The 14,245-nt window shown below is 55.7% G+C and carries 14 protein-coding genes; 7 read left to right on the plus strand and 7 right to left on the minus strand.

Features of this window, described 5'->3' with window-relative positions; all coding sequences use genetic code 11:
* Window positions 1-307: 307 nt before the first annotated feature.
* The gene (locus K7H21_RS12875; RefSeq protein WP_223035838.1) at window positions 308-1,342 is read right to left on the minus strand and encodes an AI-2E family transporter; all 1,035 of its coding nucleotides are present in this window, start codon (window positions 1,340-1,342) and stop codon (window positions 308-310) included.
* A 524-nt stretch (window positions 1,343-1,866) separates the two neighbouring features.
* Here K7H21_RS12875 and mdtJ point away from each other — a divergent pair.
* From mdtJ to K7H21_RS12890, 3 genes are all read left to right on the plus strand, one after another.
* Window positions 1,867-2,229 (plus strand): multidrug/spermidine efflux SMR transporter subunit MdtJ, encoded by a 363-nt coding sequence (gene mdtJ / locus K7H21_RS12880; RefSeq protein ID WP_004119684.1) that lies wholly within the window; start codon window positions 1,867-1,869, stop codon window positions 2,227-2,229.
* Window positions 2,216-2,545: a multidrug/spermidine efflux SMR transporter subunit MdtI gene (gene mdtI, locus K7H21_RS12885; protein ID WP_004119685.1), complete on the plus strand. Its 330-nt coding sequence runs from the start codon at window positions 2,216-2,218 to the stop codon at window positions 2,543-2,545. Before mdtJ ends, mdtI begins: the two co-directional genes overlap by 14 nt.
* A gap of 105 nt (window positions 2,546-2,650) precedes the next feature.
* A complete protein-coding gene (locus tag K7H21_RS12890; protein ID WP_004119686.1) occupies window positions 2,651-4,807 on the plus strand; it encodes a putative bifunctional diguanylate cyclase/phosphodiesterase in 2,157 nt (718 codons plus the stop codon).
* A gap of 4 nt (window positions 4,808-4,811) precedes the next feature.
* Here the strand turns inward: K7H21_RS12890 and K7H21_RS12895 are convergent, their stop codons facing one another.
* Entirely contained in the window at window positions 4,812-5,624 is an 813-nt protein-coding gene (locus tag K7H21_RS12895; RefSeq protein ID WP_004119687.1) for a trypsin-like serine peptidase, read from the minus strand.
* Window positions 5,625-6,201: 577 nt separating this feature from the next.
* Entirely contained in the window at window positions 6,202-7,125 is a 924-nt protein-coding gene (locus K7H21_RS12900; RefSeq protein ID WP_004119689.1) for a LysR substrate-binding domain-containing protein, read from the minus strand.
* 116 nt (window positions 7,126-7,241) lie between these two features.
* On the opposite strand from K7H21_RS12900, the gene K7H21_RS12905 reads away from it, so the two are divergent.
* Entirely contained in the window at window positions 7,242-7,847 is a 606-nt protein-coding gene (locus K7H21_RS12905) for a LysE family translocator (RefSeq protein WP_004119690.1), read from the plus strand.
* On the opposite strand, the gene ydgU is transcribed toward K7H21_RS12905, so the two are convergent.
* From ydgU to K7H21_RS12915, 3 genes are all read right to left on the minus strand, one after another.
* Entirely contained in the window at window positions 7,844-7,978 is a 135-nt protein-coding gene (ydgU, locus tag K7H21_RS29200; protein ID WP_255256974.1) for a small membrane protein YdgU, read from the minus strand. The two genes, K7H21_RS12905 and ydgU, sit on opposite strands and share 4 nt — an antisense overlap.
* An 18-nt stretch (window positions 7,979-7,996) precedes the next feature.
* Window positions 7,997-8,422, minus strand: a complete 426-nt coding sequence (gene asr, locus K7H21_RS12910; RefSeq protein ID WP_004135622.1) for an acid resistance repetitive basic protein Asr — start codon at window positions 8,420-8,422, stop codon at window positions 7,997-7,999.
* 174 nt (window positions 8,423-8,596) lie between these two features.
* Window positions 8,597-10,084 carry a carboxypeptidase M32 gene (locus K7H21_RS12915; RefSeq protein ID WP_049123023.1) on the minus strand — a complete coding sequence of 496 codons (1,488 nt, stop codon included), beginning with the start codon at window positions 10,082-10,084 and terminating at the stop codon, window positions 8,597-8,599.
* Window positions 10,085-10,376: 292 nt separating this feature from the next.
* On the opposite strand from K7H21_RS12915, the gene K7H21_RS12920 reads away from it, so the two are divergent.
* Entirely contained in the window at window positions 10,377-10,469 is a 93-nt protein-coding gene (locus K7H21_RS12920) for a KPN_01571 family protein (RefSeq protein WP_004119695.1), read from the plus strand.
* 33 nt (window positions 10,470-10,502) lie between these two features.
* Here K7H21_RS12920 and K7H21_RS12925 read toward each other — a convergent pair whose 3' ends face one another.
* Entirely contained in the window at window positions 10,503-11,753 is a 1,251-nt protein-coding gene (locus K7H21_RS12925) for an MFS transporter (protein WP_049112564.1), read from the minus strand.
* Between the two features lie 118 nt (window positions 11,754-11,871).
* On the opposite strand from K7H21_RS12925, the gene K7H21_RS12930 reads away from it, so the two are divergent.
* Both K7H21_RS12930 and mlc read left to right on the plus strand, forming a co-directional pair.
* Window positions 11,872-12,765: a LysR family transcriptional regulator gene (locus tag K7H21_RS12930; RefSeq protein ID WP_004119698.1), complete on the plus strand. Its 894-nt coding sequence runs from the start codon at window positions 11,872-11,874 to the stop codon at window positions 12,763-12,765.
* 133 nt (window positions 12,766-12,898) lie between these two features.
* Window positions 12,899-14,119, plus strand: a complete 1,221-nt coding sequence (gene mlc, locus K7H21_RS12935; protein WP_004119699.1) for a sugar metabolism global transcriptional regulator Mlc — start codon at window positions 12,899-12,901, stop codon at window positions 14,117-14,119.
* The last annotated feature ends 126 nt before the right edge of the window (window positions 14,120-14,245 follow it).

Raw genomic sequence — 14,245 nt, forward strand, 5'->3', positions numbered from 1 at the left:
CTGATTCGACAAATCGTTTTGATTGTCCTGGTGTGGGTGTAAGTGTGCGTCCCGAGGTGGTGGGTATCAATTAAGGCCGATGGCGAATCGTTAGCGTAAGAGTAATGAATGGCGGGGCAGAGATGTGATGTCGATCAATAATGGCTGCGAATGATTGGTCTAAGAGTGGGGGACGTACCGGGTTGAGGCATTGGCGCGGCTTCCCGGCTCGCACTGCGTTTAGCCGGCTACAGGTTAAGGGTCGTCTACGCGCCGGTAGCCCGGACAGATGCGCCAGCATCTGCCCGGGGAGCCGCGATCAATGTAGTTAGTTTTTACTTAAATCACTCAGCAGCAAGGCAATACTCTGCCCGGCCACCGTCTGTTCGAGAGCGATTTTGACAATAATCGTCAATGGTACCGAGAGGAGCATCCCCACCGGGCCCAGCAGCCAGCCCCAGAATATCAATGACAGGAAGACCACCAGCGTCGATAGCCCAAGCCCGCGGCCCATAATGCGCGGTTCAAGAATATTGCCGAACACCAGGTTAATCACCAGATAGCCCGCCAGGACCACCAGCGCTTCGTACAGACCGCCAAATACCAGTACCTGCAGGATCGGCGGGATAGCCGCGAGAACCGAACCGATATTGGGAATGTAGTTGAGCGCAAAAGCCAGCAGTCCCCACATAAAGGCAAAGCGGACGTCCAGCAGCACCAGCATTCCCCAGACCACCAGCCCGGTTACCAGGCTAATGGCGGTTTTAAGCACCAGATAGTGAGAGACGCTATCCAGCGCGCGCTGAATCGCGCCCATTCCCTCCACTGGCCGCGACATCAGCTGCTGCAGCTTCGCGGGAAGCTGCGGCACTTCCAGCAGCATAAACACCACCGTCAGCAGCAGCAGGAAGATAGAGGACATCGCGTTGGAAAGCTGGGTAAGCAGCCCGGTTACCAGGGTCATCACCGCGTTGGGGTCTATATATTTATTCAGTTCCACCACCGACACGGTAAAGCCGAAGCGCTGTAGCCACGGCGCGACGGTCTGCATCGGTTCATAGAGATAGTTGCGATACTGCGGCAGGGTGCGCGCAAGCTCGTTAAGCGAGGTGCCGAGCGAGGCCAGCAGCACCACGGCCAGCAGGACAATCACGCCGACCAGGAGCGAAATCGCCAGCACCCGCGGCACCCGGCAGCGCACCATCAGTTGAACCAGCGGGTTAATCACCACCGCCAGAAAGATAGCCAGCACAAAAGGCACGATAATATCCGCCGCGAAGCGGATGCCTGTAAGGATGATAACCAGCATGCCGAGCATGATGACTATTTTTAAGCCGTTAAGCGTGATGATGGGTTTGGCCATACCGCTCCCTGCGAGAGAAAAAATGGGGTCTAATATGAGTCATTGTAGACGTTGGCAAAGTCGGCGTCTCAACGCGTCGCCTCAGTTAAAATGAAAAAAACGACCCATTAATAAATAATGGCTGGAACGATATCATAATGGCGTTTGCTATCGGAAAAAACTAATCCAAATCAAATAGCCGAGGTAAAGAACTGCAAAGACTTTGAGTTAAATGTGGCGTTATGGTACAAATCTGCGTGTGTATAACTACAGAGGACAATTTTCATCCGCAAATGATGAGAAGCAATACCGCGGATAATTGTAATTTTATGGACAATCAGTTCAGGATGTATATTTCGCTTCACCCTGCAGTCTCCCACTCTAACTCCCGCTTCCTCGGCGAGCAGCACTGGCGCTCGGCGCTTTAGTCTTCTTCTCTCTGCCTGAGCTGGCGCGCTGCGCACGGCTAAACTAACGTCAGAATTTTTCCGGTTTACTTCGCTGTAAGCCCTAATGGATTATATTCTCAAGCAGGAGAAGGGATCATGTTTTATTGGATATTATTAGCTTTAGCTATCGTTGCTGAAATTACCGGCACTTTGTCGATGAAATGGGCAAGCGTAAGCGGCGGCCATACTGGTTTTATTTTAATGCTGGTGATGATTGCGCTTTCCTATATTTTCCTGGCTTTCGCCGTGAAAAAAATCGCCCTCGGCGTGGCCTATGCCCTATGGGAAGGGATCGGCATTTTACTGATCACGATTTTCAGCGTTCTGCTGTTTGATGAAACGCTGTCGACGATAAAAATCGCCGGTCTGGTTACCCTGGTCGCCGGGATTGTATTGATTAAATCGGGAACGCAGAAAGCGGTGAAATCGGGCAAGGAGAAAACTCATGCAACAGTTTGAGTGGGTCCATGCCGCCTGGCTGGCGCTGGCTATCGCGCTGGAAATTATGGCCAACGTTTTTCTGAAGTTTTCCGACGGTTTTCGACGTAAGTTCTATGGCCTTATGTCGCTGGCGGCGGTTCTTGGCGCCTTTAGCGCGCTTTCGCAGGCGGTCAAAGGGATTGACCTGTCGGTGGCCTATGCGCTGTGGGGCGGTTTCGGTATCGCGGCGACCATTGCCGCCGGCTGGGTGCTGTTTGGCCAGCGCCTGAATCATAAAGGCTGGGCTGGCCTGCTCCTGCTGGTGGTCGGCATGGTGTTAATTAAACTCGCCTGATATGATGCCGCCTGTGGATGCGGGCGGCAAATTCTGCTCTCTGTATTACTCTTAAAAAAGAGCCAGTTCGGCGTATTTCGCTACCGGCCGATATGAGGGCAGAACATGATTCATTTGCCAGGCTGGCGCAATATTCCCTCCGCCAGAACGCTTACCATCATGATTGTCCTCGCCGGGATCGGCTTAATCGTGTCCATTATTTCGCTCCTCTACCTCAGCCAGCACCTGATCGGCCTGAAAGCAAACGAAATTGATAAGCATCGTTCCGTGCTGTCGGTGGATGGCGCGGTGCAAACCTCGGTGAACCGCGTGCTGTCGCTGGTGATGGATAACGCTATCTGGGACGATGCGGTGCATCAGACTTATACCGACCGGCTCGATCCGCAATGGCTCTATAACTCCTGGGGTTCCGGCTTTAAGATCAATAACCTTTATGACGGCACTTTCGTGCTCGACCAGCACTATCGGGTGCTGTGGGGATCGTTTCGCAGTGAGAGCTTTACCGAGCAGGATACTCAATTTCTCGGCAACGGTTTTCGTTCGCTCATCTCGCAGCATGCCGCCGCACTGCGCAGCGGCAAAAGCGCTTATGCCGGCATCACCCGAACCCGCGCCGGTATTGCCTTTATTGGCATTGGCCTGATTCGCCCGACAACAGGGCGGCTTCAGGTATATGATGATACGCGTCGCTATCTGGTGATCACCCGTCATATTAATCCGCAAATGCTTGAGCGTCTGGGCGATACGTTTCAGATCCGCAACCTCCACGTCACGCCAGGTAGCGGCGAATACAGTATCCCGCTCCGCACCCAGTCCGGGGAAATCGTTGGCTATCTGAGCTGGCAGCCGGGGCTTCCCGGCGCGGAAGCCTCGCGGGCGGCATCAAACAATATTCGGCTGATCGCCGTCGTGGCGGCGGGGCTGATCCTGCTGTTTATTCTCTTCAGCTGCCTCGGGCTTTACAAGCTGGCGCGCGGCGAAAAGCTGGCGCGCAATATTGCCATGACCGACTGGCTGAGCCGTTTACCAAACCGGCGGGCGCTGATCGAACGTCTTAATCAGGTATGCGAAAACGCGCAGCACCAGACGCAAAGCGTGGTGTTTATCGATCTCGACGGTTTTAAGGATGTTAACGACAACTACGGCCATGATGTTGGCGATGCGCTGATTATTCATATTGCTAAAGAGCTTCGGCAGCGCGTGCCTCCCGAAGGGATGCTGGCGCGAATGGGCGGCGATGAGTTTGCGATGACCGTAAGCGGCGAACAGGCGGTAAATCAGGCGTTGGCCTTTGCCTGGGCGGTGCTGGAACTGTTAAAAGCCCCCGTTATCCTCAACGAACGAAAAATTTATATCACCGCCAGCATCGGTATCGCCAGCGGTGTCCCGGCAAGCTGTTCCAGCACGGAGCTTTTTCGCCGCGCCGATATTGCCATGTACCACTCGAAAAAAACCGGTAAAGGGCGCACAACCTGGTACGACGAAGCGCTCAGCGACGCGCGGCAGTATCAGCTGAATATCGAAAATGGCATCCGCCAGGGGCTGGAGAACGAAGAGTTTGATGTCTGGTACCAGCCGATCGTCAACGCCGATACGCTGGTTATGGAGGGCGTGGAAGCGCTGTTGCGCTGGCCGCGACGTCCGCAAGGAGCGCTGCCGCCGGACACGTTTATCGGTATTGCCGAAAGTAGCGGTTTGATCTACGCGCTTGGTCAGTTTGTTCTGCAACGCGCCTGTAGCGAGCTGCAGCCTTTAGACGATTTGCTGCTGTCGGTGAATATCTCTCCGGCGCAGTTCCGCGACCCGGAGTTTGAGTCGCGGGTGGTGCAGGTGCTGGGCAGCTGCAATTTCCCGGCCCGTCGGTTGCAGCTAGAGGTTACGGAGAGCTACGTTCTGGAGAATCCCGAGCGTGCGCGGGCGGCGATTGAAAATTTAAGGTCGCTGGGGATCTCGGTGGCGCTCGATGATTTTGGCACCGGCTACTCCAGTATCGGCTATTTACGCAGCTTCAGCTTCGACAGTCTCAAAATTGATAAATCACTGGCCGGGCGGGTGGATGTGGATACCCAGGCGGCGGAGCTGGTGCGCGGTACCGTACGCATTGCCGGGGCGTTGGGCATTACGGTTGTGGCGGAAGGCGTTGAAAATCAGCAACAGCTGGCGCTGCTGCGACGGGCGGGATGCGACAGATTGCAAGGTTTCTTCTTCAGCGAACCGATGCCCGTCGCATCGTTATTGCAGCTGCGTCAGCAGCAAGGTTGACCGCTTACTGGGCGGCCAGCGCCTCAAGCTTATCGCGAAAACCGGTCACCGAGATGGCGCGGTTGTCCGCCCGCCAGCGATCTTTTGCCCCCGGCGCCGAGCTTTGTACCGCGATCACCTGCCAGCCGTCGTCGGTTTTCAGCAGCAGCGGCGAGCCGCTATCGCCGGGTAGCGTATCGCATTGATGGGAGAGCACCGATGTTTGCGCCCAGCCGGTGACCACGCAATCTTCGTGGGTGTAGAGATTATCCAGATGATCTTCCGGATAGCCTGACTGAGTCACTTTTCGTTCTGCCGTCTTCAGCGCGGCGGTCAGATCGGCTTTGCTGCCGCTAAAAATCGGTACCGGCGTTATACCGGAAGGGGCATAGCGCAGGAGGATCAGGCCAAAATCCCACGGCGCTGCGGCGCTGGGAACTATCCAGCCATCGCCGTCGGCCTTAAGCCGTTTGCCCAGCGAAGGGTCCACGCGGCCTTCAATACCGTGAATTTCGTAAACCCAGCCGCCTTTGCGCGAAATAAAGCGCAGCGCGACGGGTTTATCCGGCTTGCCTTTGGGCGGCGTCAGCAGGCAGTGACCGGCGGTGAGCGCCAGGTTGGGGGCGATAAGCGTCGCGGTACAGAGATTACCGCTGGCGGTCTCCAGTTGCCCAATCGCATCCCAGGGTTCGTCCGTGGGATTGCTGACCGGTTTTCGGTCGTCATGACCAAAAAATAGCGTCTTAATATCTTTTGCACTCATGCCTTCATCATCGGCCTGGGCCAGCGCTGGAAACAGGTAAATGGAACACAGTAATAACAGGACGTCTCTACGCATATCACTCTCTGGGGAGATAATTATGTCTATTGAAAGTAGCAGCAGATTTAAGTTTATGAAAGTTAAGAATAATTTTAATTAAGCCAGACGGCAGGCGTAATCAGCGAAAATCGCCGGTCGCTCGCGGATGAATGGCGTAAATTCAATACGTTAACACCATTTTCCTGCGGCGCTATTTCCGCAGAAAAGGGCCGCGGAAGCAACAGAAATCGTGTATCCGAACGTACAACCGGCGGGGAGCGATAAAATGATCCCCACTTCAGCTTTTTCTCAAGTCCCTAATGACTAAACAGCGCCAATATTGCGGGAAAAAAGAGATTTCTTTGCAGGATAAGCGGACTTCTTTACCTGTTTATCAATTACTTTCAAAGCGAAACATTTTCTCACCGTAAACGTTGCTATTGCTACCACCTTGTTGAGCAAACAGAGATGTTATCCCGGCGATGATATCTGCAATATCAAACACCCGATATACGGGAGGATTTATGTCTAAACAAGGTATTCGTGCATTAGTTTACGTTTCGCTGGTATCAGCAATGATCTGGGGCGCCACGGGCTATCTGCTGGTGACGGCGGTTCACGTACTGTAATCCGGGGCCGCGCCCTGGCGGATAACGTCTGCGGGGAGCGGGCCGGGAATATGCTGGTTTAAAAAACGCTGCAATAGGGCGATCGGCTGCGGGCTGAGCGTATTTTTCGGCCAGACAAAATAGTAGCCTTCGCCGGTGGCTATTGCGGTAGAGAAAGGCAAGGCCAGCAGTCCCGCGCGGATCGCGGGTAGATTAAGCAATAGATCGCCAATGCTCACGCCGTGGCCGCTCATCGCCGCCATCGTGCCTTGCTCAAGGGTATCAAAGACGATGCCCTGAGCAATATTTGGCGCGGGCCGCTCATCATGCTGCAGCCAGCGCCGCCAGTCCCGACGATCGGTTGAGGGATGAATCAGCGTACAGGCCGCCAAATTTTGTCTGGCCTGCGCTACCATACCCGGCGCGCAAAGCGGGATTAGCCATTCGGCAAACAGCAGGCTGCGGTTATTCTCTTCACCAAAATTTCCGTCCCCTAACAGTATCGCGCAGTCGAACGGCTCTTGGGTAAAATCGACGCTGTCGCGGTCCATCCACAGGCTGCTCATTTCTACTTCCGGGCGCTGGTGCTGCTGGCGAAACAGTTGCAGGACGTCCAGTAGCCAGCGCATCGTGAGCGTTGACGGCGCTTTAAGACGAAGTTTGCCGGCCTGGCGGCGCAGTGCCCGGCAGGCCCGTTCAATCGACAAAAAACTCTCCTCCAGCGCTTTCGCCAGCTGAGTTCCGGAGTCGGTCAGGGTGACTTTTGGCCCATGGCGAAGGAAAAGGCGGCATTCAAACCATGACTCCAGGGTGCTGACGTGACGACTGACGGCACCTGGCGTCACGTTCAGGGCGGCGGCGGCCTTGCTAAATGATCCAAGGCGAGCGGCGGTTTCAAAAGCGCGCAGGGCGTAGAGCGGCGGCATGGTCATCGTTGATGAAGTTCTATATTGAGTAAAACTCACATTCAAGCTCACTATTAGTCGTTTTTCAACTTTGAAATCAAAGAAGAATATAGGCTTTTCATTTTGAATAGTGAGCTTAGCTGATGAATCTTTCCTTGCTGATGGCCTACTCCCTGGCGGTTCTGGCGCTGGTTGCTACGCCGGGACCGGTGGTGTTGTTAGTAACAGGCGCGGCGGCGCGTGAAGGCTATGCCAGCGCGGTGCGGACGATGATTGGCGGCAATCTGGCGTCGCTGCTGCTGCTCGCCGCTGCTGCCGCGATGCTGACCGGTGCGCTAGCGGTCGAACCCCGGGCGCTAACGCTGCTGGCGATGATCGGGTCGCTGTATATTATTTGGCTGGCGCTGGCAATGCTGCGTGAAGATGCCGTTACGCAGCAGGTAGCCAAAAAGCGTAGCGGGGTGATGGCTGGATTCGCGACCGCATTAAGCAATCCCAAAGATATTCTCTTTTTTGCCGCTTTTTTTCCGCAGTTTATTCATATCACCGACAGTTTCGGCTGCAGTCTGGGGGTATTGACGGCGGTGTGGGTGCTGATCGACCTGAGCGTGCTTTCGCTTTACATTCTGGCGGTTCGTCGTTGGTTAACGGCGCGTTGCGCCAAACGTTTGACGACGGTCTCGGCGCTTTTTCTGCTGCTTCTGGCGAGCTATGGGTTGGGATATAACGTGTGGCAGCTACATCTTTAGTAAAGGAAAAAACGGCTGGCGACCAGCGCGCAGATAATCAGCAGGATCAGGATGAGCTCAAAACGATAGCGCCGCAGCATGGTGCTCTCCAGAAAAAAACGGCGCTGAAGACAGCGCCGATATCGTATCACACAACTTAACCCGGGAGATTAAGCAGCCGGTTGTGCAGCTGGTTTAGCGGTATGATGTTTAGTGGTTTTGTGGTGTTTTTTAGCTGCCTGCGCTTTCTGAGCTACTGGTTTAGCAGCGGCTTTTTTGTGTTTCTTAGCGGCCTGGGCTTTCTGAGCTGCGGCCGGTTTAGCTTCCGCTTTTTTGTGCTTTTTAGCGGCCTGGGCTTTCTGAGTCACAGCCGGTTTAGCTGCGGCTTTTTTGTGCTTTTTAGCCGCCTGCGCTTTCTGCTCAGCAGCCGGTTTGGCAGCGGCGGTATGGTGTTTCTTATGGTGGGTCGCTTTAGCGGTGGTGCTGTGAGTTGCAGCAGCCGGCGCCGGAGTTGTGGTGGTGGCAGCATCGGCAGCGAAAGCAACAGAAGACAGACCCATAGCAGCGGCAACGACCAGAGCTAATACTTTTTTCATTCTGATATCCTCGAAAAGGTTTCTTGTTTCAACCCCACTGCGGGGCCGTTGAAAGAACTATATGCTTGTCTTATCGAGGTTTCCGTGAGTGTTTGGTATCGGCGTGTAACCGTATGTACAACGCGCTGCGACAGAGATGGAACACGGCGTCGGGAGCGGCCCGACGCCGGTGATTTACAGATAACGCGAGGTAAGGTGCTGGCGGAAATAGGCGCTATTAAGGTCTTCTCCGGTAGCGTGCTGAATCAGCTGCGAGGTGGTAAAACGGCTACCGTGCTGCCAGATATTTTGCCGCAGCCAGTCAAACAGCGCGCTGAAGTTACCGTTGGCGATATCGCTTTCCAGCTGCGGTAGCGCCCGTCTGGCGGAAGCCATCAGCTGAGCGGCATACATCGCGCCAAGCGTATAGGAAGGGAAATAGCCAAAACCGCCGTCGGTCCAGTGGATATCCTGCATACAGCCGTCGCGATAGTTGCCGGTGGTGGAAAGTCCCAGCCAGTGCTGCATTTTTTCGTCCCACAGTGCCGGAATATCATCGACCTCGATATCGCCATCAATCAGCGCGCATTCAATTTCATAGCGCAGAATGACGTGTGCCGGATAGCTCACCTCATCCGCGTCGACGCGAATAAAGCCCGGCTTGACGCGCTGATTCCAGGCGATGAAGTTTTCGCGACTAAAGGCCGGCTGTTCGCCAAAGTACTGACGTACCGTTGGCAGCAGGCGCTGTAGAAAGGCGTCGCTGCGGCCAAGCTGCATTTCGAAAAACAGGCTTTGCGACTCATGGATCGCCGTAGAACGGGCGAGGGCGATGGGCTGATCGAGCCAGTTACGCGGCAGATTTTGTTCGTAGCGCGCGTGGCCGGTTTCGTGAATCACGCCAAACAGCGCGCTGAGCAGGTCGTTTTCGTTGTAGCGCGTGGTGATACGCACATCCTCGGGGACGCCGCCGCAGAACGGGTGGGCGCTGATATCCAGGCGTCCGCCGTCAAAATCAAATCCCAGCACGCGCATCGCCTCCAGCCCCAGCTCGCGCTGGTCGGCAATCGGAAACGGCCCCTGAGGTTCGATGAGGGGCGTCTGTGCCTGCTTCTCGACCGCTTTTTCCAGCAGCGAAGGAAGCCAGGATTTAAGGTCCGCGAACAGCACGTCCAGACGGGCGCTGGTCATATCCGGTTCAAAAATATCCAGCAGGGCGTCATAGCGGGAGCCGCCTTTCGCCGCCGCGCGAATCTGCGCCTCTTCGCGGCTCAGTTTGACGACTTCACGCAGGTTTTCGGCAAAACCCTGCCAGTCGTTCGCCGGACGCTGGCTGCGCCAGGCGTGCTCGCAGCGGCTACCCGCCAGCGATTTGGCTTCCACCAGGCTTTCCGGCAGCAGCGCCGCCTGTTGGTACTGGCGAGTCATTTCGCGCAGGTTGGCCTGTTCCACATCATTTAGCTCTTCCTGAAGCGCGTTCTGTAGCCATTCACCCACTTTCCTGTCGGTGAGGATCTGATGCTGCAAAACGCCGAGCTCGGCGAGCGCCGCGCCGCGGGCCGCGCTGCCGCCGGGCGGCATCATGGCGAACATATCCCAGCCGGCGATGGCCGAGAGATGCGAGAAGCGGGAGAGTCGCTGGAAGGTGCGGGTAAGTTGATGATAATTTTTATTTTCGGTCATGTTTACACTCTGACGGTGGCAAGTGAACAAAAGAGGTTTTCGTTGGCTTCTACACTATCGTGATACGCCGATGGGGTCGAGGGATGCGGGGCCTTCCACCACAAATCTCCCGAGACGTTCTGCCCATCGCCGCCCGCATCGGCTCGTCGGCTATTAGCATAATGTAGGGATTAATCGATTGCGTATTTTATGTTTGGCTCGAAATAATCCGGATGTGCGTAAAGTAACAGACGCTTTCTCTAAACCGCGGCTAAACTTAATGCAGGCACAGCCCGCCTATGCGAGGTGGATTATGAATCCGTTTACCTGGCTGTTTATTGCTCTGCTTTCAATCGATGCCGTTAGAGAGGTGTTGGGAATGTCATCGGTACTGGGGATGTGGTGAAGCGTGGCCCGTGACAGGCCACGTTAACCCGCGTTATTTCAGCCGTTTATGCAAACACGCGCCGGTGAGCAGCGCTGCCAGCAGCATCAGCGCGATAAACCCGCCGACGCCGTTCCAGCCGTAGTTATGCCAAAACACCCCGCCTAACGTCCCCGCCATGCTGGAACCCAGATAGTAGCTAAACAAATAGAGCGATGACGCCTGGCCGCGGGCGCGACGGGCGCGCGGGCCGATCCAACTGCTGGCTACCGAGTGCGCCGCGAAGAAGCCCGCTGAGAACAGCAGCATGCCGATAAAAATTAGCCACAGGGACGAGAACAGGGTCAGCAGCAGGCCGCCGAGCATCACCGCCGTGGAGAATAGCAGCACCGGGCCGCGACCGTAGCGAACGGTCATCGCCCCGGCTTTCGGCGAACTCCAGGTTCCGGTCAAATAGGCCACCGACAGCAGGCCAACCACCGCCTGGCTGAGCGACCAAGGCGAGAGCATCAGACGATAGCCGATATAGTTAAACAGCGTTACGAATGCCCCCATTAATAAGAAACCTTCAAGAAATAGCAGCGGTAGTCCGCGATCGCGCCAGTGCAGGCGGAAGTTGATCAGCAGCGATTTTGGCCGCAGCGACGTTGGACGAAAGTGGCGCGACTCCGGCAGGATGCGCCAGAACATCAGCGCGGCTGCGAGGGCGAAGCCGCTAATGACCGCCAGCGCGATACGCCAGCCGAAGAAATCGGTGAATACCCCGGTCAGCAGACGGCCGCTCATGCCGCCAATCGAGTTTCCGCTGATATACAGCCCCATTGAGAACGCCACGACGCTGGGGTGGATCTCTTCGCTCAGATAGGTCATGCCGACCGCCGCCACGCCGCTCAACGACAGGCCGATCAGGGCGCGCATAATCAGGATCCCATGCCAGCTGGACATCATCGTTGACAGTAGGGAGCAGCAGGAAGCCAGCACCAGTGCAGTCACCATCACCTGTTTGCGGCCAATGGCGTCGGATAACGGGCCGGTAAACAGCAGGCCGACTGCCAGCATAGCCGTGGAAATCGACAGCGAGATACTGCTGCTGGCCGGCGAGACGCCGAATTCGCTGGAGAGCACCGGCAGAATCGGCTGAACACAATAGAGCAGCGCGAAGGTCGCCAGTCCGGCGGAAAAGAGGGCGAGGGTGACGCGAATAAATTGCGGGGTACCGCGTTTGATAAACTGGTTTGGCTGAGGAGCGATAATGTCGCTGACGTCGTTTGCCGGGACGGTGTCAGCGGTAGTTGTACGACTCACGGAAAAATCCTTGGTAATAAACAGAGAGTTGAGCGACCGAGTAAGTCACTTATTCAGAGTAGGAAAATGTAAATATTCTGTCTAATATATTAATAATCTCAAATAAGACATTTTAGATATGAATATTGAACTTCGTCATCTCCGCTATTTTATTGCCGTGGCGGAAGAGCTCCATTTCGGCCATGCGGCGGCGCGGTTAAATATCTCTCAGCCGCCGCTTAGCCAGCAGATTCAAATCCTTGAGCAGCAAATTGGCGCACGTCTGTTTGCCCGGACGAACCGCAGCGTCAGCCTGACGGAGGCCGGGAGGCAGTTTCTCGCCGATAGCCGGCAGATCCTGACCCAAGTGGACGATGCCGCCGCGCGGGCAGCCCGTCTTCATCAGGGCGAAACCGGCGAACTGCGCATTGGTTTTACCTCCTCTGCCCCCTTTATTAAGGCGGTATCGGATACGCTATCGACCTTCCGACGCCGCTATCCCGATGTGCATATTCAAACGCGGGAAACCAACACGCGCGAGCAGATTGTGCCGCTGAACGAGGGGGCGCTGGATCTGGGGCTGATGCGTAATACCCAACTGCCGGAAACCCTGATCTGGGAAAGAGTGCTGCGCGAACCACTGCTGGCGATGGTGCCGCGCGATCATCCGCTGGCGAGCCAGCCGCGCGTCAGCCTGCGGGAACTGGCGCGGGAGCCGTTTGTGTTCTTCGATCCCCATGTCGGTACCGGGCTGTATGACGATATTCTCGGCCTGCTGCGGCGCTACGATCTGACGCCAACGATCGCCCAGGAAGTGGGGGAAGCGATGACGATTATCGGACTGGTTGCCGCCGGGCTTGGCGTGTCGATATTGCCGGCGTCATTCAGACGGGTTCAGCTATCGGAAATGTGCTGGCTGCCCATCGAAGAGCAGGATGCGGTATCGGAAATGTGGCTGGTGTGGTCGAAGCATCATGAACAGGGGCAGGCGGCCCGGCGTTTTCGCGAATCACTGCTTGCCAGCACCACGTGAGTTATTTAAGACAAATCACGGCTAAAAATGTGCGGTAAATCACAAGGCTAAGCAAAAATTTGACGATTACCATTGAAGTGCTTCACCATAGCCATCAGTTTATTTCGAAGCGCGAAAATAAAGGGAGTCAACGGTGGTAGCGGACAGTCAGCCAGGCCATATCGATCAAATTAAGCAGACCAACGCGGGCGCGGTTTATCGCCTCATTGATCAGCTTGGCCCGGTGTCGCGCATCGACCTTTCGCGCTTTGCGCAGCTGGCGCCTGCCAGCATCACCAAGATCGTCCGCGAAATGCTGGAAGCGCATCTGGTCCAGGAGACGGAAATCCAGGAGCCGGGTAGCCGGGGAAGGCCTGCCGTTGGCTTAATGGTGGAAACGGAAGCCTGGCACTACCTCTCTATCCGCATCAGCCGCGGCGAGCTCCACCTCGCGCTGCGGGATTTAAGCAGCGCGCTGGTGGTGGAAGAGCAGCTTGAACTGGCGTTACAGCACGCTCAGCCTTTTGCGACCCGGCTACTCGATCATGTTGACCAGTTCTTTATTCGTCACCAAAAGAAGCTGGAGCGTTTAACCGCCATCGCCGTTACCATGCCGGGGATCATCGACACCGAGCACGGTATCATCCACCGGATGCCTTTTTATGAAGACGTTAAGGATATGCCGCTGGGCGAGATCTTAGCCAACCATACCGGCGTATCGGTCTATATTCAGCACGATATCAGCGCCTGGACCATGGCCGAATCGCTGTTCGGCGCCTCCAGAGGCGCGCGGGATGTGATTCAGGTGGTGATAGACCATAACGTCGGCGCGGGGGTGATCACCGACGGCCGTCTATTGCACGCGGGCAGCAGCAGCCTGGTCGAGATCGGCCACACCCAGGTCGACCCGTATGGGAAACGCTGCTATTGCGGCAACCATGGCTGTCTGGAAACGATCGCCAGCGTGGAAAGCGTGCTGGAGCTGGCGCAGATCCGTATGGCGAAGTCGATGAGTTCGATGCTGCACCAGCAGCCGCTGAGCGTTGAATGGCTATGTCAGGCCGCTCTGCAGGGGGATTTGCTGGCGCGGGACATTATCAGCGGCGTCGGGAACCATGTCGGGCGGATTCTGGCGATTATGGTTAACCTCTTTAACCCGCAGAAAATTCTTATCGGCTCCCCCTTCAACCTGGCTGCGGATATTCTGTTTCCGGCAATATCTGATTGTATTCGACAACAATCGTTACCGGCCTATAGCCGACATATTGCCGTGGAAAGCACCCAGTTTTCTAACCGGGGAACGATGGCTGGCGCGGCCCTGGTTAAGGATGCCCTCTATAACGGATCGTTGCTGATACGACTGTTACAGGGTTAACATTTTTTCATATTCACACCAAAAATTGCGCTATCTCAAGCTGGCTTCCGGCGGCATCGCGTAGACTTTTTCCACAGTTGATTATTTCTCTCCCGTATATTTCATCAACATAACTGTGGGGTTAGT

Source organism: Klebsiella sp. CTHL.F3a, assembly GCF_019890895.1.
GTDB lineage: Bacteria > Pseudomonadota > Gammaproteobacteria > Enterobacterales > Enterobacteriaceae > Klebsiella > Klebsiella grimontii.